This is a genomic window from Streptomyces sp. WAC 01529 (genome assembly GCF_003945545.1).
In the GTDB taxonomy this organism is placed as follows: Bacteria; Actinomycetota; Actinomycetes; order Streptomycetales; family Streptomycetaceae; genus Streptomyces; species Streptomyces anatolicus.
In genome coordinates this window covers 1,592,789-1,612,260 of record NZ_CP029617.1, presented here as the reverse complement: position 1 = coordinate 1,612,260, position 19,472 = coordinate 1,592,789, and the positions used below count along the sequence as shown (strand labels likewise).

At 71.8% G+C, this 19,472-nt stretch carries 15 protein-coding genes; 8 read left to right on the top strand and 7 right to left on the bottom strand.

Annotated elements, in window-relative coordinates; genetic code table 11:
- Nucleotides 1–9: 9 nt before the first annotated feature.
- The gene (locus DMA15_RS07260; RefSeq protein ID WP_125511833.1) at nucleotides 10–870 is read left to right on the top strand and encodes a slipin family protein; all 861 of its coding nucleotides are present in this window, start codon (nucleotides 10–12) and stop codon (nucleotides 868–870) included.
- A gap of 304 nt (nucleotides 871–1,174) precedes the next feature.
- Nucleotides 1,175–2,257: a S1 family peptidase gene (locus tag DMA15_RS07255; RefSeq protein WP_125511832.1), complete on the top strand. Its 1,083-nt coding sequence runs from the start codon at nucleotides 1,175–1,177 to the stop codon at nucleotides 2,255–2,257.
- Between the two features lie 86 nt (nucleotides 2,258–2,343).
- Here DMA15_RS07255 and DMA15_RS07250 read toward each other — a convergent pair whose 3' ends face one another.
- Nucleotides 2,344–3,393 carry a DUF3533 domain-containing protein gene (locus tag DMA15_RS07250; protein WP_125511831.1) on the bottom strand — a complete coding sequence of 350 codons (1,050 nt, stop codon included), beginning with the start codon at nucleotides 3,391–3,393 and terminating at the stop codon, nucleotides 2,344–2,346.
- Nucleotides 3,394–3,568: 175 nt separating this feature from the next.
- Here DMA15_RS07250 and DMA15_RS07245 point away from each other — a divergent pair, with 175 nt between their 5' ends.
- Nucleotides 3,569–7,024 (top strand): DNA polymerase III subunit alpha, encoded by a 3,456-nt coding sequence (locus tag DMA15_RS07245; protein ID WP_125511830.1) that lies wholly within the window; start codon nucleotides 3,569–3,571, stop codon nucleotides 7,022–7,024.
- 95 nt (nucleotides 7,025–7,119) lie between these two features.
- Nucleotides 7,120–8,094: a hypothetical protein gene (locus DMA15_RS07240; protein WP_125517378.1), complete on the top strand. Its 975-nt coding sequence runs from the start codon at nucleotides 7,120–7,122 to the stop codon at nucleotides 8,092–8,094.
- Between the two features lie 49 nt (nucleotides 8,095–8,143).
- Here the strand turns inward: DMA15_RS07240 and DMA15_RS07235 are convergent, their stop codons facing one another.
- Nucleotides 8,144–8,971, bottom strand: coding sequence for an ABC transporter permease subunit (locus DMA15_RS07235; protein ID WP_125511829.1), 828 nt, complete (start codon nucleotides 8,969–8,971; stop codon nucleotides 8,144–8,146).
- On the bottom strand, nucleotides 8,968–9,879 hold the full coding sequence (locus DMA15_RS07230) for an ATP-binding cassette domain-containing protein (RefSeq protein ID WP_206302674.1): 912 nt from the start codon (nucleotides 9,877–9,879) through the stop codon (nucleotides 8,968–8,970). The genes DMA15_RS07235 and DMA15_RS07230 overlap by 4 nt, the downstream gene beginning before the upstream one ends.
- A gap of 132 nt (nucleotides 9,880–10,011) precedes the next feature.
- On the opposite strand from DMA15_RS07230, the gene DMA15_RS07225 reads away from it, so the two are divergent.
- The 3 genes from DMA15_RS07225 to DMA15_RS07215 all read left to right on the top strand — a co-directional run bounded on the left by DMA15_RS07225 (nucleotide 10,012) and on the right by DMA15_RS07215 (nucleotide 13,002).
- Nucleotides 10,012–11,253, top strand: coding sequence for a sensor histidine kinase (locus DMA15_RS07225; RefSeq protein ID WP_125511827.1), 1,242 nt, complete (start codon nucleotides 10,012–10,014; stop codon nucleotides 11,251–11,253).
- Nucleotides 11,250–11,927, top strand: a complete 678-nt coding sequence (locus DMA15_RS07220) for a response regulator transcription factor (protein WP_125511826.1) — start codon at nucleotides 11,250–11,252, stop codon at nucleotides 11,925–11,927. The genes DMA15_RS07225 and DMA15_RS07220 overlap by 4 nt, the downstream gene beginning before the upstream one ends.
- A 190-nt stretch (nucleotides 11,928–12,117) precedes the next feature.
- The gene (locus tag DMA15_RS07215) at nucleotides 12,118–13,002 is read left to right on the top strand and encodes an alpha/beta fold hydrolase (RefSeq protein ID WP_125511825.1); all 885 of its coding nucleotides are present in this window, start codon (nucleotides 12,118–12,120) and stop codon (nucleotides 13,000–13,002) included.
- Nucleotides 13,003–13,021: 19 nt separating this feature from the next.
- On the opposite strand, the gene DMA15_RS07210 is transcribed toward DMA15_RS07215, so the two are convergent.
- The 4 genes from DMA15_RS07210 to DMA15_RS07195 all read right to left on the bottom strand — a co-directional run bounded on the left by DMA15_RS07210 (nucleotide 13,022) and on the right by DMA15_RS07195 (nucleotide 18,122).
- The gene (locus DMA15_RS07210) at nucleotides 13,022–14,041 is read right to left on the bottom strand and encodes a lytic polysaccharide monooxygenase (protein WP_125511824.1); all 1,020 of its coding nucleotides are present in this window, start codon (nucleotides 14,039–14,041) and stop codon (nucleotides 13,022–13,024) included.
- 200 nt (nucleotides 14,042–14,241) lie between these two features.
- Nucleotides 14,242–15,129 carry a hypothetical protein gene (locus DMA15_RS07205; RefSeq protein ID WP_125511823.1) on the bottom strand — a complete coding sequence of 296 codons (888 nt, stop codon included), beginning with the start codon at nucleotides 15,127–15,129 and terminating at the stop codon, nucleotides 14,242–14,244.
- Nucleotides 15,126–16,409, bottom strand: coding sequence for a serine protease (locus DMA15_RS07200; RefSeq protein WP_125511822.1), 1,284 nt, complete (start codon nucleotides 16,407–16,409; stop codon nucleotides 15,126–15,128). The genes DMA15_RS07205 and DMA15_RS07200 overlap by 4 nt, the downstream gene beginning before the upstream one ends.
- 78 nt (nucleotides 16,410–16,487) lie before the next feature.
- Nucleotides 16,488–18,122, bottom strand: a complete 1,635-nt coding sequence (locus tag DMA15_RS07195; RefSeq protein WP_164551704.1) for a caspase family protein — start codon at nucleotides 18,120–18,122, stop codon at nucleotides 16,488–16,490.
- A 231-nt stretch (nucleotides 18,123–18,353) separates the two neighbouring features.
- Here DMA15_RS07195 and DMA15_RS07190 point away from each other — a divergent pair, with 231 nt between their 5' ends.
- Nucleotides 18,354–19,451, top strand: coding sequence for an IS4 family transposase (locus DMA15_RS07190; RefSeq protein WP_125511820.1), 1,098 nt, complete (start codon nucleotides 18,354–18,356; stop codon nucleotides 19,449–19,451).
- Nucleotides 19,452–19,472: the final 21 nt, after the last annotated feature.

Sequence of the window (19,472 nt, the reverse complement as noted above, 5' to 3'; positions counted from 1 at the left end):
GGGGCCGGCATGGTCGAGGAGCTGGTGGTGGCGGGAGCGGTCGCGGGGTCCGCCGCGGCGGTCTATGTGGCGGCGGCTTCGCGCGTCGTCAAGCAGTACGAGCGCGGTGTGGTGCTGCGGCTCGGAAAGCTCCAGCACGGGGTGCGCGGGCCGGGGTTCACCATGATCGTGCCCTTCGTGGACCGGCTCCGTAAGGTCAACATGCAGATCGTGACGATGCCGGTGCCCGCGCAGGACGGCATCACGCGGGACAACGTGACCGTGCGGGTGGACGCGGTCATCTACTTCAAGGTGGTGGACGCCGCCGAGGCCGTCGTGCAGGTGGAGGACTACCGCTTCGCCGTCTCGCAGATGGCGCAGACGTCGCTGCGCTCCATCATCGGCAAGAGCGACCTGGACGATCTGCTCTCCAACCGCGAAAAGCTCAACCAGGGCCTGGAGTTGATGATCGACAGCCCGGCCATCGGCTGGGGCGTGCAGATCGACCGCGTCGAGATCAAGGACGTGTCCCTGCCCGAGACCATGAAACGGTCCATGGCCCGCCAGGCCGAGGCCGACCGCGAACGGCGGGCCCGCGTCATCAACGCCGACGCCGAGCTGCAGGCGTCCAAGAAGCTCGCCGAGGCCGCCCACGAGATGGCGGAGGAGCCGGCCGCGCTCCAACTGCGGCTGCTGCAGACCGTGGTGGCCGTCGCCGCGGAGAAGAACTCCACCCTCGTCCTGCCCTTCCCCGTGGAGCTGCTCCGCTTCTTGGAGCGGGCCCAGCAGGCTCTGCCACAGCCACAGCCACAGCCGCAGCCGCAGCCACAGGCCCAGCCGCAGCCGGCGCCGCCGGAACAGCAGTCACGGTCGAAAACCGGACAGGACTAGTCCTCACAGGTTGACGATCACCCCTTGGCTCACAGTGGTGACGAAGAGAACCCCGCCGTGGTGCGAGGGGGTCGCGCGATGAGTGAGGGGCGCACTGTACTTGTCGTGTGCGCGTCCTGAAGTGGACCTTGTGTGCGACCGCAAGGCGTCGGGATAGTGGGCTTGGCACATTGGCATGGACGCGCCTATCGCGGCGGGGTGAACTCCGCTGTCCCGGCGCGGCCGTCCCGGTGCCGAGTACGCCTCACGCCCCGTCAGGCCCCCACGCCGACCGGGGCGTTCCCCCCACAGGAGGTCGTGAGTTTTGAAGCACCGACGCATACCCAAGCGGCGTGCCGCCGTGGCAGGCGCGGGCATCGCCGCGCTGGTGGCCGCGGGGATCACCTTTCAGACTGCGAACGCGAGCGAGGGCTCGCCGGAACCCACACCGGACATCCTCTCGGTGGCGAAGGCCGGGAAGCTCGCCGCGTCCCTGCACAAGGATCTCGGCGCGGACGCCGCGGGCACGTACTACGACGCGAAGGCCAAGGCCCTCGTCGTGAACGTGCTGAACAAGAGCGCGGCGGACGCCGTCGAGTCGGCGGGCGGCAAGGCCAGAATCGTCGGGAACTCCCTGGCGGAGCTGGAGAGCGCCCGCGCCACGCTCGACAAGAAGGCCGCCGTGCCCGGCACCTCCTGGGCGATGGACCCGGCCACGAACAAGGTCGTCGTCACGGCGGACCGCACGGTCAAGGGCGCCGAGCTGGAGAAGGTCGGCTCGATCGTGAAGAGCCTCGGCGGCAAGGCCGAACTCAAGCGCAGCAAGGGAGAGTACAAGGCGTTCCTCGCCGGAGGCGACGCGATCTGGGGCGGCGGCTCGCGCTGCTCGCTCGGCTTCAACGTCGTCAAGGGCGGCGAGCCGCACTTCCTGACGGCGGGCCACTGCGGCAACGCGGTCAAGAGCTGGTCCGACTCGCAGGGCGGCCAGGAGATCGGCACCACCCAGGAGTCGAGCTTCCCGGGCAACGACTACGCCCTCGTGAAGTACACGGCCGACACCCCGCACCCCAGTGAGGTGAACCTCTACAACGGCAGCACCCAGGCGATCAGCAAGGCGGGCGAGGCCACGGTCGGGCAGAAGGTGCAGCGCAGCGGCAGCACCACCCAGCTGCACGACGGTGAGGTCACCGCGCTGGACGCCACGGTGAACTACCAGGAAGGCCAGGTCGACGGTCTGATCCAGACCACGGTCTGTGCGGAGCCCGGCGACAGCGGCGGCGCGCTCTTCGCCGGTGACACCGCGCTGGGTCTCACCTCGGGCGGCAGCGGCGACTGCTCCTCCGGGGGTGAGACCTTCTTCCAGCCGGTGCCGGAGGCCCTGTCGGCCTACGGGGCGGAGATCGGCTGAGTCCGTACGAGGTCCGGGCCCGTACGAGGTCCATGCCCCGCTCCCGCGATCCGCGGGGGCGGGGCTCTCGCGTTCCTTACGGTTCCTTACGGGGCGATGGTCCTGCCGTAGTTCGTGCCGCTGAGGTCGATCGAGCCGTTGGCCGGTCGTCCGCGCCGGGCGGACAGGACGAGGGTGACGACGACGCCGACGAGCGCCCAGGCGCCCAGGACGAGGAGCGGTCCGGTGATCGCGTTCCCCTCGAAGTACGCGAGGGAACGTGCCGTCCAGGTGCCCGCGCCCGGTGGCAGCCAGGGCCCGATCGCCTTCCAGAAGGCGGGCAGCATCGGCAGCGGGAAGGCGCCGCCCGCGCTCGGGTTGCCCCCGATGACGATGATGAGCACGGCGAGGCCGATGCCCATGATGCCGGTGAGCGCCTGGAGGGCGAGCGTGATCGCGCCGACCCCGAAGACGACCAGGGCGCCGAGGCCCCACAGCCCCATGACGCTGCCGGGCAGCGCGCCGAGGATCGGCCCGATGATGACCGCGCCGCCGAGGCCGCCGACGATCGAGTAGAGCGCCATGGTGCCGAGCCTGATGACCGCGCGCGGCAGGTTGGCGGCCCGGGAGCCCGCGCTGATCGCGAGGATCGACGCGCACAGATAGCCGCCGACGCACCAGCCGACGACCAGGTAGAAGGAGGAGAGGCCGTTGAAGTCCTTGTCCGATGCCGCGGCCACGTCCACGGTCTTCACCGTGCGCTTCTCGGCCGCGTCGGCCTCGGTGAGGAGGGTGGTCAGGGTCCGGGAGAGCGCGGTGCCGCCGCCGGAGGCGACCAGGAGCGTGTCGGTCGTGCCGCGCGGGTCGACGACCAGGGCGCCGTCGATGTCGCGGTGCATGATCTGGTGGCGGGCCGTGGCCTCGTCCTTGAGGACGCGGGTGTCCAGTGGGTCGCCGGGGAGCTTCTCCAGCCGGTCGGCGGTCTCCTTCGCCGCGGGGCCCGGGGCGACCACGGCGAAGGCCACGTCCTTGGGTTTCGGATCGTGCAGCGCGCCCACGTAGGAGGCGATGAACAGCAGCTGCAGGGCGAGTACGCCGATGACGAGCAGGGCTGCTCGCGGGGTGACGGCGCTCTTCAATTCGTCGGCGAACCTCATGCCCCCCACGCTCCGGGGCGACGGTCGTTCCCGCAGGTGGGATGGGCCGAACGGGCGACTCCAGGGGCGCTCAGGGAGGGCCCTCGCACACGTGTCGTACACGCGTTCGAAACTTGGTCTATGGTGGAGGTGGGGGATACGAGATCGGATCGGTTCAGGGTTACAGGAGGTGCGTGTGCCCGGCTTCACGCATCTGCACACCGCTTCCGGGTTCTCCCTGCGGTACGGCGCCTCGCACCCGGAACGGCTCGCCGAGCGCGCCGCCGACCGGGGCATGGACGCCCTCGCGCTCACCGACCGCGACACCCTCGCGGGCACGGTCCGGTTCGCCAAGGCCTGCGCGAAAGCGGGGGTGCGGCCACTGTTCGGCACCGAGCTCGCCGTAGGGGCGCCCGCCCCGGCCAAGGGCGAGCGGCGGCGGGCCCCCGTGCGGGGCGGCGCCTTCATCGACGAGTCGACCCCGCGCGTGACCTACCTCGCCCGGGACGGCGCCACCGGCTGGGCCGCCCTCTGCCATCTGGTCACCGCCGCGCACCGGGCGGGTGCCGACGCCACCGGGGGACAGCCCGTCCTGCCGTGGGAGGAGAACCACGGCGAGGGCCTGACCGTGCTGCTCGGGCCGGCCTCCGACGTGGGGCGCGCGCTCGCCGCGGGCCGGCCGGACCGGGCCGCCCGGCTCCTGGCCCCCTGGCGCGAGCGGTACGGCGACGGCCTGCGCCTGGAGTCCGTCTGGCACGACCGCAAGGGCACGGGCCCCGGCTCGCTCCGGCTGGCCGCGCGCACCGTCGGCTTCGCCGCCGAACAGGGCGTACGACCCGTCCTGAGCAACGCCGTGCGCTACGCCGACGCCGGGCAGGGCCCCGTCGCCGACGTCCTGGACGCCGCCCGCCGCCTCGTCCCCGTCGACCCCACGAAGGGACTCGACGGCGGCGAACGGTGGCTGAAGGACGCGGACGCCATGCTGCACGCCGCCGAGCGGATCGTCGAGGCCGCCGGATTCCGCCGCGACACCGCGCACCGCCTGATCGAACAGACCCAGGCGGTGGCCGCCGCGTGCCTGGTCGACCCCGAGGACGACCTCGGCATCGGCTCCGTGCGCTTCCCCGAGCCGCGCCTGGTCGGCGCCGGGCGCCGCACCGCGCAGCGCGTCCTCGCCTCCCGGGCGGCGGCGGGCATGGTGCTGCGGGGCTACGACTCCCGGCGCGCGTACTGGGAGCGGATGCACCACGAGCTGGACATCATCGCCCACCACGGCTTCGCCTCCTACTTCCTCACCGTCGCCCAAGTCGTCGACGACGTACGTGACTTGGGCGTACGGGTCGCCGCGCGTGGCTCCGGCGCCGGGTCGCTCGTCAATCACCTCATCGGCATCGCGCACGCCGACCCCGTCGAACACGGGCTGCTCATGGAGCGGTTCCTGTCCAAGCGGCGGCACGTCCTGCCGGACATCGACATCGACGTCGAGTCGGCCCGCCGCCTGGAGGTCTACCGCGCGATCATCGGCCGCTTCGGCACCGAGCGGGTCGCGACGGTCGCCATGCCCGAGACCTACCGCGTGCGGCACGCCGTACGCGATGTGGGTGCCGCCCTGTCCATGGACCCGGCCGAGATCGATAAGATCGCCAAGGCCTTCCCGCACATCCGCGCCCGCGACGCCCGCGCCGCCCTGGAGGAGCTGCCCGAACTGCGGGCGGTCGCCGAGGAGCTGGGCGGCCGTGATCGGCTGTGGGAGCTGGTCGAGGCGCTGGACGCGCTGCCGCGCGGCGTCGCCATGCACCCGTGCGGGGTGCTGCTCTCCGACGCCTCGCTGCTCGCGCGTACGCCCGTCGTGCCCACCAGCGGCGAGGGCCTGCCGATGTCGCAGTTCGACAAGGACGACGTCGAGGAACTCGGCCTGCTCAAGCTGGACGTGCTCGGTGTGCGGATGCAGTCGGCGATGGCGCACGCCGTGGCGGAGACCGAGCGGGCCACGGGGGAGCGGGTCGACCTGGACGCGGTGCCGCCGGGCGACCCGGCGACGTATCAGCTCATCAAATCCACCGAGACGCTCGGCTGCTTCCAGATCGAGTCGCCGGGCCAGCGCGACCTGGTCGGACGGCTTCAGCCCTCGACCTTCCACGACCTCGTGGTGGACATCTCCCTGTTCCGGCCGGGCCCGGTCGCGGCCGACATGGTGCGGCCCTTCATCGAGGCCAGGCACGGCCGCGCCCCCGTGCGCTACCCGCACCCGGACCTCGCGGAGCCGCTGAAGGAGACGTACGGCGTCGTCGTCTTCCATGAGCAGATCATCCACATCGTGGACATCATGACCGGCTGCGGGCGCGACGAGGCGGACCAGGTGCGGCGCGGGCTCTCCGACCCCGAGTCGCAGGGGCGCATCCGGTTCTGGTTCGCGCAGCACGCGGCGGCCAGGGGGTACGACGCCGAGACGATCGCCCGCACCTGGGAGATCGTCGAGGCCTTCGGGTCGTACGGCTTCTGCAAGGCGCACGCGGTCGCCTTCGCCGTGCCGACGTACCAGTCGGCGTGGCTGAAGGCCCATCACCCGGCCGCGTTCTACGCCGGGTTGCTCACGCACGACCCCGGGATGTACCCGAAGCGGCTGCTGCTCGCGGACGCGCGGCGGCGGGGGGTGCCGATCCTTCCGCTGGACGTGAACCGGTCCGCGGTCGCTCACCGTATCGAACTGGTGTCCGAACCCCGGGAAATGTGGGGCCTGCGGCTCGCCCTCTCCGACGTCCACGGCATCAGCGAGGCCGAGGCCGCGCGGATCGCGGACGGGCAGCCGTACGCCTCGCTCGTCGACTTCTGGGAGCGGGCCCGCCCCTCCAAGCCGGTCGCCCAGCGGCTCGCGCAGGTCGGCGCGCTCGACGCGTTCGGCGCCAACCGGCGCGATCTGCAACTGCACCTGGCCGAGCTGCGGCGCGGCAGCCGAGGGGCGGCCGGTGGCCAGCTCCCCCTGGCGGGCGGGCGGAAGACGGCCCCCGCCGGGCTGCCCGACCTCGACGACGCGGAGCGGCTCAGCGCCGAGCTGGGCGTCCTCGGCATGGACTCCTCGCGCCACCTCATGGGCGACCACCGCGACTTCCTCGCGGAGCTGGGCGTGCTCAGCGCCCGGCGGCTGCGGGAGGCCGAGCACGGGGCGACCGTCCTGGTCGCGGGCGCCAAGGCGGCCACGCAGACCCCGCCGATCCGCTCCGGCAAGCGGGTCATCTTCACGACCCTCGACGACGGTACGGGCCTGGTCGACCTGGCCTTCTTCGACGACGCGCACGAGAGGTGCGCGCACACCGTCTTCCACTCCTGGCTGCTGCTGGTGCGCGGGGTGGTGCAGCGCCGCGGACCGCGCAGCCTCAGCGTGGTCGGCGCGGCGGCGTGGAACCTCGCGGAGCTGGTGGAGGTGCGCAAGGAGGGCGGGCTCGACGCGGTGGCGCTGCGGCTGGCGGAGCCGGAGCCGGAGCCGGAGCGGGAGCGGGAGCCGGAGGTCCCGGATGCCGTGGCGGGCGGACGGCGCATCCGGATGGCCACGGGGTACGAGATGCACCCCTGGGCGGATCTCCGTCCGGCGGGCGAGGGCGCCGCGGGCGCGCACAGGAAGCTGTGGCATCAGAGTCCGGGGAGTGCGGGATGAGCGGGGAGATGGGCGAGGAGGTGAAAGGGGTGAACGGGGTGAACGGCGAGATGGCCGGAGGGGCCGGCGAGGTGACCCGCGAGGTGACCGGCGAGGTGAACATCCTGTGCGTACGCTTCCTGCTGACGCCCATGTACGAGGCCGTCCTGCCCCAACTGCTCGCCCTGCTCGGCGAGTTCACTCCGCAGGTCGAGGCGCTTCTGCCGGATGGCGCGCTCATGGACGTGAGCGGCGCGCGGCGCTACTTCGGACGGAGCGCCGTCGAGCTGGCCGCGCTGATCCGCGTACGAACCCTCGCGCTGTACGGCGTGGAGTGCGCGATCGGCGCCGGGCCCGGCCCGATGCTGGCGCGGATGGCCCTGCGCGGAGCCGCGCCGGGCGTGACCCGAGCGGTGCCCGAGGGCCCGGACGGCGTACGGGAGTTCCTCGCCGATCGGCCGGTCGGCGAGCTGCCCGGCATCGGCCGCGCCACCGCCCGCACCCTGTGCGAGTACGGCCTCGACTCCCTCGGGAAGGTCGCCGCCGCACCCCTGTCCACCCTCCAGCGGCTGGTCGGCGCCCGCGCGGGCCGCGAGCTGCGCGAGAAGGCGCGGGGCATCGACCGCACCCGGGTCGTACCGAACTCCGCCGCGCGCTCGCTCGCCGTCGAACGGCCCTTCCCCCGCGACGAGCTGGACCCCTTCCGGCACCGCCGCGCCCTCCTGTCCGGCGCCGAGGAGCTGGGCGTCAGGATGCGCGGCGAGGAGCAGGTGTGCCGCGCGCTGACCCTCACCGTGCGGTACGCGGACCGCTCCACGACCGTGCGGACCCGGACCCTGCCGGAGCCGACCGCGCACTCCACCGCGCTGACCACGGCGGCGTACCGCATGTACGAGGCGCTCGGCCTTCAGCGGGCCCGGGTGCGCGCCGTCGCCCTGCGCGCCGAGGGGCTCGGACCGGCCGAACACGCCTCCCACCAGCTGACGTTCGACCCGGCGGACGAGAAGGCCCGCCGGATCGAGGAGGTGGCGGACCGGGCGAGGGAGAAGTTCGGGCCGGGCGCGATCGTGCCGGGGACGCTGGCGGCGTGACCCCGTACGGCTCCGTACTCCCCGCCTCTGTACTCGCACCTCTCCGTACTCACACGTCCCTGCGGCACACCACGGTCACCGTCACCACCACCGCCACCAGGGGCCACGCGGCGAAGACCGCCCACGCCTCGGTGAGCGTCACCGGGTACTTCTCCGGGAGGGCGGCGGCCCCGGGGTTCTCCACGAGACGGCCCCACGCGGTGAGCGGCATCGCGTTGCCGATCTCCTTGACCCACCGGTAGGTGTCGCCCTGGAAGAGCGCCGGGAGCAGCAGCAGCGTGCCCACCACCGCGACGACGGTTCCGGCGGCGTGCCGGACGACCGCGCCGAGCGCCATGCCGACCAGCGCGCACACCGGCGCGAGCAGCGCCGAGGCCACGACCGCCCGCAGCGCCCCCGGATCGCCGATCGAGAGCCCGCCCTCGTCCCGCAGCAGCGCCTGCGTCACACCGAACGACACCCCCGCGACGACCGCTCCGAGCCCGCACAGCACCGCCGCGACCACGACCGTCTTCGCCGCGATCACCGCGCGCCGGTCCGGCACGGCCGTGAACGTCGTACGGATCAGGCCGCTGGTGTACTCGCCGAAGACGGAGAGCGCGCCCACCGTGGCCGCGAGGACCATGAAGAGCTGCCAGGCCGGTTCGACGAAGGCGGTGTGCAGCGGGTCGAACCCGAAGTGCGGGGCGGTCCCGGCCGGGGGCGGCGGCATGTCGGCGAGCCGACGGGCGTTGGTCCAGGCGGAGTTGGCGTTGATGCCGATGACGAGGAGGGCGCCGCCGCCGAGCACCCAGTACGTCGAGCGCAGCGACCGGAGTTTGATCCACTCGGCGGCCAGGAGGTCGGTGAAGCGGGTGCGCTCGGCGGCTGTGCTCATCGGGTCTCTCCCGCGCGGTGGTCGAGGCGGTCGGCGGTGAGTTCCATGAAGGCCTTCTCCAAGGACGCGTCGCCGGAGGTCAGTTCGTGCAGGGGCAGCCGGTGGGCGCAGGCCAGTTCGCCGACGCGGGAGGCGGGCAGGCCGGTGACCGTGAGCAGTTCCTCGCCGCCAGGCCGGACGGCGGCGCCCTCGGCGGTCAGGACGGCGGCCAGTTCAGCGGCGCGCGGCGTCCGCACGCTCACGCCCGGCCGGGTGGAGCGGGCCGCGAACTCCGTGACGCTCTGCGCGGCGATCAGCTCGCCCCGGCCGATGACGACCAGTTGCTCGGCGGTGTGCTCCATCTCGCTCATCTGGTGGCTGGAGACGAAGACCGTACGTCCCTCTCCGGCGAGGCGCCGGAAGAGGCCCCGCACCCACAACACCCCTTCCGGATCGAGGCCGTTGAGCGGTTCGTCGAAGAGGAGCACCGGCGGATCACCGAGCAGTGCGGCGGCGATGCCGAGCCGCTGCCTCATGCCGAGCGAGTAGCCGCCCACGCGCCGCCCCGCCGCCTCCGCGAGGCCCACCTCGCCAAGGACCTCGTCGGTCCGGCGGCGCCCGATCCCGTTGCCGCGGGCGAGCGCGGCCAGCTGGGCCCGGCCGGTGCGCCCGCCGTGCACATCGCCCGCGTCGAGCAGCGCGCCGACGTGGCGCAGCCCGCGCGGCCGGTCACGGAACGGCTGCCCGTCGATGGTGGCGCTCCCGCCGGTGGGCTCGACGAGGCCGAGGAGCATCCGCAGCGTGGTGGTCTTGCCCGCGCCGTTCGGCCCGAGGAACCCGGTTATCCGGCCCGGACGCACGGTGAAACTCAGGGCGTTCACGGCGGTGGTGTCGCCGTAGCGCTTGGTCAGTTCGTTGACTTCGATCACGGGGGACACGGTGTCGTGCGCGGGGTGGCGGCGGCATCGGGCCGACGGCCACATCCCGCGGCGGGCGGTTGGCCCATGGGCGTACGTCCACGGGCCCATGCCCCGCCCGGGACGCACGCCTACGATCAGGGCATGTACGCGACACCGGATACCCCCACCCCGCCGGTACCGGCCTCCACCCCGCCGGTACTGGCCCCCGCCTGGCGGCGACGGGTCGTCGGTGCCTGGCTCACGCCCGTGGCCTGGGGGGCCGCGATCGCGTACCCCTTCGCCCTGTACTTCGCCATGCTCGACGGCCGCGGCGGCTTCAGCGTGCTCACCGTCGCCCCACTGATCATCCTCACCGCGCTGCTCGGCGTGCTGCTGCGGAGCAGGCCGTTGCCCGCGCTCGCCCTGCTGCTCGTCGGGTGGGCCGCCGCGCGCACGCAGATGCAGAACCCGGAGGTCGCCTACCTCCAGGTGCTGCTCGGCGACCTCGCCGTCGGCTGCATCGCCGCCGTCCACCCCCGCCGCACCTCCGTGCCGGCGGCGGCCCTCGCGTTCGCCGGGCAGCTCGGGACCCATCTGTCCTCCTTCGGGCAGACCCCGGGCCGGGCCGCCCAGCTCACCGCGTTCCTCGCCCTCGCGACGCTCGCCGCCTGGCTCGCGGGCGACTCCGTCCGCGAACGCCGTACCCACGCGGAGGTGCTGGGCGCGCGGGCCGCCGAGCAGGCGGTGACCGCCGAACGGCTGCGTATCGCAAGGGAGTTGCACGACATGATCGCGCACAGCATCGGCGTCATCGCCATCCAGGCGGGCGTCGGCAGCCGAGTCATCGACACCCAGCCCGCCGAGGCCCGCAACGCGCTCAGCACCATCGAGGCCACCAGCAGGGAGACCCTTGCCGGGCTGCGCGGAACACTGGTCGCGCTGCGGAAACCCACCGGGCACGGACGCGACGGGGAGGACGGGCCCGCGCCGCTGGAGCCCGCGCCAGGCCTCGCCGACGTGGAACGCCTCGTCGCGTCGACGCGGGACGCGGGGGTCCGCGCCCGGCTCCACCGCCGCGGGGAGCCGCGGCCTTTGCCCGCCGACATCGACCTGGCCGCGTTCCGCATCCTCCAGGAAGCGCTCACCAACGTCGTACGCCACGCGGGCACCGACGTGTGCCGGGTGACCATCGACTACGGCGGTGGTGACGGCGGCGACGGCGAAGTTACGGTCGAGGTCGTCGACGACGGCGTCGGCAAGCTGCCCGCGGGCGGCGGCTACGGCCTCGTCGGCATGCGCGAACGCGTGGCCCTGCTGCACGGCGACTTCACCGCGGGCCCGCTCCCCGAGGGCGGTTTCCGGGTCGCGGCCCGGCTGCCCACCCCCGCGGGGGACGCCCGATGAGCGGGAGAGCCGTCCGCGTGGTCCTCGCCGACGACCAGCCCCTGGTCCGCGCGGGCCTGCGCGTACTGATGGCCGACACCGCGGACATCGAGGTCGTGGGGGAGGCGGGCACGGGCACCGAAGCGGTCCGGCTGGCCAGGGACGTACGCCCCGACGTCGTCGTCATGGACATCCGCATGCCGGGCATGGACGGCATCGAGGCCACCCGTCTGATCGTGCGGGACGCCGATGTCCCGTGCCCGCGCGTCCTCGTCCTGACCACCTTCGACGACGACGAGTACGTCTACGGCGCGCTGCGGGCGGGTGCGAGCGGGTTCCTCGTCAAGGACATGGCCCTGGAGGACATCCTCGCGGCGATCCACGTGGTCGCCGCCGGGGACGGGCTGATCGCGCCGAGCGTGACGCGCCGCCTGATCGCGGAGTTCGCCGCCCGCCCCGAGCCCGCCGCGCCGTCGCGGGCCCGCCCGGTGGCCGGTGTCACCGACCGAGAGCGCGAGGTCCTCGTCCTCGTCGGGCGCGGCCTGTCCAACGGGGAGATCGCCGCCGAGCTGTTCATCACCGTGGCCACGGTCAAGGCGCATGTGGCGCGGCTGTTCACCAAGCTCGACGCCAGGGACCGGGTCCAACTGGTCATCCTCGCGTACGAGATGGGGCTAGTGGCGCCGCAGCGGTGAGGGGGGCCTCGGGGCCGCGGCCCTGCCAGTGATCAAGCGACCTTGCCAGTAATCACTGGAAGTTGTCGCGCCGCGCAGCTTCACTCTTCATCTACTGGCGCGTAATTTGACGTGAGCACGGCATCCTGTCGATCCGGATCACAGGGCGTACAGCCATCGCAACTCCCTTGAGCCGCAAGGAGATCACACGATGCTGCCCTGGAGACGCGCGCTCCGCGCGTTCGCCGCCGCCCTCCTCGTCACGGGCGCGGCCACCCTCACCCCCACCGCCACCGCATCCGCCGCCTCCGCCACCGCCACCGCCACCGCCGCGGAGACCACCACGTCCCGCGGCTGGAACGACTACAGCTGCAAGCCCTCCGCCGCACACCCCCGGCCGGTCGTCCTCGTGCACGGCACGTTCGGGAACTCCGTCGACAACTGGCTCGTCCTCGCGCCCTACCTGGTCAGGCGCGGCTACTGCGTCTACTCCCTGGACTACGGGCAGTTGAAGGACGTGCCCTTCTTCCACGGACTCGGCCCCATCGACAAGTCGGCCGAGCAGCTCGACGCCTTCGTCGACAAGGTGCTCGCCGCGACCGACGCGAAGGAGGCGGACCTCGTCGGCCACTCGCAGGGCGGCATGATGCCCCGGCACTACCTCAAGTTCCTCGGCGGCGCCGACAAGGTGAACGCCCTCATCGGCCTCGCGCCGGACAACCACGGCACCACGCTGCTCGGCCTCACCAAGCTGCTGCCGTACTTCCCCGGCATCGAACACCTGCTCACCACCAAGACGCCGAGCCTCGCCGACCAGGTGGCCGGATCGCCCTTCCTGACCAGGCTCAACGCGGGCGGGGACACCGTGCCCGGGGTGCGCTACACCGTCATCGCCACCAAGTACGACCAGGTGGTCACCCCGTACCGCAGCCAGTTCCTGGACGGCCCCGACGTGCGCAACGTGACCGTCCAGGACCTCTGCGGCATCGACGCCTCGGAGCATGTGGCGGTCGGCGTCGCGGACCGCGTCGCCCACCACGAGGTGGCGAACGCGCTGGATCCGGAGCACGCGACGCCGACCACCTGCCTGTCGTAACAGCGACCCTCCAGCCGCCTCAGCGGCCGTGACGTCCGGCCGCGCGGCGGCGGGTCGTGGCGAACATCGCCGCGGCGCCGACGGCGAGGGCGGCGGCGCCGCCGATCGCGATGTACGGGGTGGTGCTGTCGCCGCCGGTCTCGGCGAGGTTGTCGTCAGCGGCGGTCACCGGCTTCTCGGCGCCGCCGTTCACCTCGGGCTCGTTGCCGGCCTGCGCCGCGTCACTGTCGGCGGCCGGAGCGGCGCCGGTGGCCTCCGCGCCCGTCCTGGCGTCGGCGTCCCCGTGGCCGTGGTGCTCGACCGTGGACTTCTCCGCACCCGCCTCGATCTCCTCGTCGGAGGGCGCGGAGGCGGTCGGGGCCGGCGCGGGCGCGGAGCCGGAACCGGAGCCGGAACCGCCGGTGTCCTTGCCGAAGACGACGTCGGAGCAGGTGTAGAAGGCCTCGGGGGAGTCCGAGCGCTGCCAGATCGAGTAGATGAGGTGGCGGCCCGACTTGGCGGGGATCTTGCCGTCGAAGACGTAGTCGCCGTTCTCCATCTTCGGGTCGGTGACCTTGACGAAGGGCTTCGCCTCCAGATCCGACCACTTCAGGGGCTTCGCCGGGTCGTACGAGTCCTTGGTGACGTACAGCTCGAAGGAGCCCTTGTGCGGGGCGGTGCCCTTGTAGCGGAAGGTGTGGTTCCCGGCGGCGAGCTTGCTGGCGGGCCAGTCGGCGCGCGGCAGGTCGAGCCCCTTGTACTTGTCGTTGCCCGCGCCGCAGAGCTTGCCGTCGGGGATGATCTGCTTCGACTTGCCCGCGGCGTTGGCGATGTTCACGCCGTTCCAGTCGTAGAAGGCCTGGGCGCCACTGGCGGCGACGGCGGCCTTGCAGGCGGCCGACTTCGGGGACTCCGGGCCCTCCTGGAAGCAGGCGGAGACCCGGCTGACCGGGTCCGTCATCGAGCCGTGCGCGGCGGCGGGCGTCACGGTCAGGGCGGTCAGCGCGAGCGGGGCGACACCGGCGGCGGCGATCGCGGCGGCCTTGCGACGAGCGGTCATGGGGGTTCTCCTCATACGCGGTTCAGGGGGGACCCGGGGCGATGGCGAACGGCCGGCGCCGCCCCCCGATCCCAGCGGCACCGACGGTTCGTCACCGCCCCGGCGACCAGAAAGCTAGCCCCTGAAAACCGCGAGATCCCCGGCTGGAGGCCGGGGACGGAGATCCTTATGGTCGCGTTAAGGAAGGGCTAACCGGGGGCTCAGACTGGCCCCTTGGACGCCGTGCCGATCGGTCCGGCCACCTCGGGGTGGGCGAGATAGCGCTCGATCGAGTGTGGCTCTTCGCCGTTCTCCACTTCGACGTCCCTGAGCGGAGGGCCCCACTTTCTCCGCAACGGGTGCCCGAGGGCGACGATGTCGTTGACGTCGTAGGCGCTCAGCCATTCCACTCCTGGGTTGTCCGCGTACGTCGTGTGGCCGAGGTTCTTGCGGACGGCGTCGATGCCCAGCGGAGAGCCAGCCGTCACCCACAGTCGGGTGCGTGCGCGCAGGCCGGCATCGCCGAGCAGATCCCGTGCCACCACAGTCCCCAGGCTGTGCGAGACCAGGACGACGGGGCCTTCGGGAGGGAGTTGCTCCCTCACGTGGGAGAGGACCTGGGCCCTGGCGCGCGTCAAGTAGACGGCCACGTCGCGCAGATACGCGGCGATGAGCCTCTGGTCGAACCGGGTTTTATGGGCGAGCCAGTCGAGCGCGTCCCGAGCGACCGGCCAGGACAGTACGTCCGAGAGGCGTTCCAGGTCATCGTCGGCGGTCCCCGGAACCCAGCCCGCCCCGACGGCCATGTCCTCCAGCACCTTCCGTTCCATCACGCCGATGTCCGACCCCAGACAGGGGTGCAGCGGTCCTGGCGTGGCAGGGTCCGAGGGCAGCGTTTCGAGGTCGACGGCCGCATGGCTCTGGGCCAGGGTGTCGGTGATCCTGCGCAGCACGTTCCCGAAATAGGGGAGGACCACGGGGCCCTCCACAGGCGGCAGACCGGCTTTGACGAGCCCGGACGCCAGCCCCGCCAGCCACTTGCGCCGCAGCTCGGCGGAGTCCTTCCACTCCTGCTTGCGGCCGTGTACCAACACCAGAGTCGCGTTCATACGCCCGCACCCGCCTCGATCGCCGTATCGACCAGGGCCCGCATCGGCGCGGCGAGAGGGGCCGCCCTCAGCCGCTTGACGATTCTGCTCACCCTGGCGCCCTCGTTACCCATGTACGCGGCGGCGTCACGACCCATCTCGGGCGTCCAGCGCCGCCCGTCGCGCGTGAGCGGCGCTCCCTGCGCGTCCCGCAATTTGATGCCTCCGCGATGGAGCGCGACCATCTCCCACTGATCGTTGAAGACGGGCGCTCCCGACGAGCCCTTCCGGGTGTCACTGGTGTACCGCAGCCAGATCTCGTCCTGGGCCACCATCCGGTTCGCGCGGATGCTGACCCGCTTCCTCTCGCCGCCGGGATGATGGATCACGTTCAGCACCTCGCACTTGAGCGCTTTGCCGGTCTGCTCGATGAGCGGCACCCAGCCGTACGCCTCTCCCGGTGCCTCGCCGTGCGAGTCGGCGACGGCCACCACGGTGAAATCCAGTTCCTCGTCGGTGAACCAGCACACCTCCGGGGCGAGCGGACAGGTCACGTACTCACCCTCACGGCCGGCCTCGTCGACCTCGAAGCCGAACTGCGCGGCCGCCTCCGCGGCATCGACCTCGCCGGGCACCACATGGTTGTTCGCCAGGAGCAGCCGCGGAGCGATCAGCACTCCCGTGGCGAGCGGGACGGGCGGATCGCGGCGCGACGCCACGCTGACCACGCGACTCACCGACCGGGCGGCGGTGATCCCGCGGCTCAGGAAGTTCGCCCCGACCGAATCGTCGTCGCCGACGAGCGCCTCCAGACCGAGCCCCTGGCCGGCCAGCCGCCGTTGACGCCGTTCGATCTCGTCCGGGGCGTTGGCGAGAGCCAGGTCCCGCTCGCGCAGTGCTGTCGCCGTATCGGCGATCTGGTCGGCACTGGCCTGCCAGCGAGCAGCCATCTCGTCCAGGACGAAGCGGAAGGGCGGGTCGAACGGACCCATCACCAAGAGGTGGACGGCCCGCTCCGCGGTGGAGACCAGCCGCTGGTACGAGGCCGCGGGGCTCTTCTCGCGGGGGTGCGGGAACTCGGCCCGCTCGGCCGGTTCCAGCTGGACCGTGTTCTCACTCGCCTGCTTGATCCGGCCCCGGAACTCGTTCAGCCAGTTCTCCTGGGGGCCGTTCCTCCCGAAGACCTTCAGCATGGCGACCTCGACCGTGCGCGTGGGGAAACCGGACAGGTCGGGTGGTGTCATACGGGCCAGATCCGTGGCCGCCTTGAGGTAGACCGCCTCGTCGTCGGAAGTGAGCATCGGGCAACTCCCTCCACCGGGTGGGACGCCGACGGGACGGCGGCCGTGCGCGACGGCCGCCGTCCTCGCGCCGACCGCTCAGGCGATGGCGCGGATGACGTACGGCAGCGCCGTACTGACCACGTCGAGGGCGTCGTCCCAGAAACTCTTCTTCTCGCTGTCGCTCAGCCCGGCCGGCAGATCGACCTGGATCTTGCCGCCGGTGGGACGCTCGTTGGGCTTGAAGTCCTTGGTGATCGCGTTGATGACGATCGGCGCCGCGATGCCGATCAGCGTCTCCACGATCCCGAAGAACTTCGGGTCGCCCATCCGGGCCGGTGGGACCGCCCGCGCGATCTCACGGTGCACCTCGTCCGGGTCGGCGGCCTTGGAGTGGCCCTTCCCGGGACCGCCGCTCTTGGTCAGCTCGTCGAGGACGGCCGGCACGACGACCCGTGCGAGCCTGGCCGCGGATTCCCAGAAGCCCTTGTCGAGGAGATTGTCCGCGTCCGCCACGGACGTCTGCACCGTGAAGGCCTTTCCGTCCACCGGAATCGCGGCCGCCATGGCGGGGGCGAGAACGGCGGCGACCGTCTGCGTGTCCAGCTGGTAGCTCAGGTCGGTCGGGAAGGTGCCCCAGACCGACTTGCCCTTACCCGCCGTCTTCACGCCGGCGAGTATCTTTTCGGTGGCCGCGCCGACCGACTTCTCAAGCTCTACCGTGCTCATTCCCTTTACCTCCGGTGTGTGGATTTTCGCTGAGATTCCTTCTCCCTTTCCAGGGGTGGAAGGTTTGTGTCCACCGCCTGCGTAGGCCACCTCTTTGAGCATCTCCTCGACCTGTCGGATCATCTCCTTGCTCTTTGTCTGCTGCCGGGAGACAAATGTTTCGGTGAGGAGATGCGGTTGATCCGAGGGAGCGAAGGCGCAAGGCGTCTGGCTCATATTGAGGTCTTCGATGCGCTGCACCGTCCGGTCGCGCAGCGCGGAGACGGAAATCGCCGCGTCCATCTCCGCGGCCAGGGCGTAGGTGAACGCCGAGAGCCAGTTGGTCGCGGCGCTGCCGGCCGCCGCGGTCTGGTCCGCCTGACAGGCGGTGAGGAGCACCGCGTTCAGCTCGTTCGCCCCGGTGATGGCGCCCTTGGTCCTGGGCGCCTTGTTGGGGACGTGCGCCATGTTCAGGGTCAGGGACGCCTCGTTGCGCAAGGTGGTGCGGCCGAAGGGCTTCAACGCGCGCGCCAGTGACACCGACTTGGCCCGTTCCAGGAGTTTCTCCCGGGGCGGCGTGAACACCTTGGTGCGCACGCTCTCCTGGAGTCCTCTGCGGAAGAGGGACTTCTCCATGCCGCCGGAGTGGCAGGAGTCGAGCACCACGGTGAGCACGCCTTGGGGGAGGAGGGCGGTGCGGTCGGCGAGTTCGGTGTCCTCCAGGAACTCGTCGTAGGCGCAGAGCACCTCCGTCATGACGTCACCCTTGAGGTAGCGATACCCGTGGGAGGACTGGAAGAAGACCAGGCGGTCCCCCTCCTCGGCCCCCTCCAGCAGCCAGTCGAGACCGTCCCGGGTCGCTGCCAGGGTCGCGTCCGCGTTGTGCAGCACGCGGATTCCCGAGGTGTCGAAGTCGAGCCCGCCGAGCAGGTCGGTGAAGGCCACGGTGTCGGCGACGCAACTGTTGAGGTTGTTCAGCGGATCCGGATACTCGTCGATGCCGATGAGCAACGCGCGATCTGTCATCGCCCAACCCTTTCTGTGTTTCTTCCGCATGCCGCGCGTGCTGCACAGAATCGATTCTTCGACGTGCAATGCAACCAGAGCCGAGAAATGCGCGTCCGACAGCAGAAGGAAGGTTTGGCTGTATCGGCTTGCTTTCATGGTTTACCCCTGCCAGGGGCCGGGCAAGTCGGTGCCGATTGGTACTGCTGACTTAAAGCACGCCATTCATCAATACGACCGGAAGGTGCTCCGATGCCACGGCCGGGGCAGTTGAGGGCGGCGGCCACCGACGGATTGTCCGACCGCATTGCCCTCGCACTGCTGATGCGTACATTTCCGCCTGACGCGGTGGACCGCGTGATCGCGGAATGCGGCAGGACCGAGCGGCGCAGCCGGCTTCTGCCCGCCCGCACAGTGGTGTACTTCATCCTCGCCATATGCCTGTTCGCCCAGCACAGTTACGACCAGGTGGCCAGAAGGCTGGCCGAGGCGATGTCCTGGGTGACCCGGCAGGACGGCTGCCCTCCCGCGGCGCCCACGTCCGCCGCCATCTCCCGGGCCCGCGTGCGCTTGGGGCCCGAGCCGCTGGCCGCGCTGTTCGCGCAAGCCGCCCGTGACGCGCGGGCCCGGCGCACCGAGGAGAGGTGCGCCCGCTATCCGGGGTGGCGGGTGCTGGCGGCCGACGCGACCGCGCTCGGCGTCCCGGACACGCCGGAGAACCGGGCCCGTTACGGCTGTCCGTCGATCACCGGGGCGGGGTCCGCGGCCCTGCCGCAGGCGCACCTGGCGGCGCTGGCGGAGTGCGGCAGTCATGCCATCACCCGCGCCGCGCTGGGGAGGCCGCCCGCCGGGACGGGACGCGCCCTCACGAACGATCTGCTGGCAGCCCTGACCCGCGGAGACCTGCTGCTCGCCGACTGCGGCCCGGCCGACCTGGAACTGCTGCCCGCGATCCGTGCCGCTGGAGCGGACGTACTGTGGCGGGCCGGACCCCGGCCCGCCCCGCCGGAGAGCGCCGTCCTGCCGGAGCACACCGCACTGCCGGACGGCTCCTCCCTCTGCGACGTGCGCTGCGGTCCCGCGCGACCGCGTACCGAAGTCAGGGTGCTCGACGACCCTCCGCACCGCCTGATCACGACGCTCGTGGACCACGAGGCGCACCCAGCTCCCGTTCTGAGAGCCCTGTACCGCGAGCGGTGGGGGATCAGGGCCTCCCTGGAGGCCGTCGGTACGCTGCGGCGGGACACCCTGCCGGTCCTGCGGTCACGCTGGCCCGGCGGTGTCGAGCAGGAGCTGTGGGGGCACCTGCTCGTCCACCACACCATCCATCCGCTCCTGCACCCGGCTTGAGCAAGCACCCGGCTTGAGTAA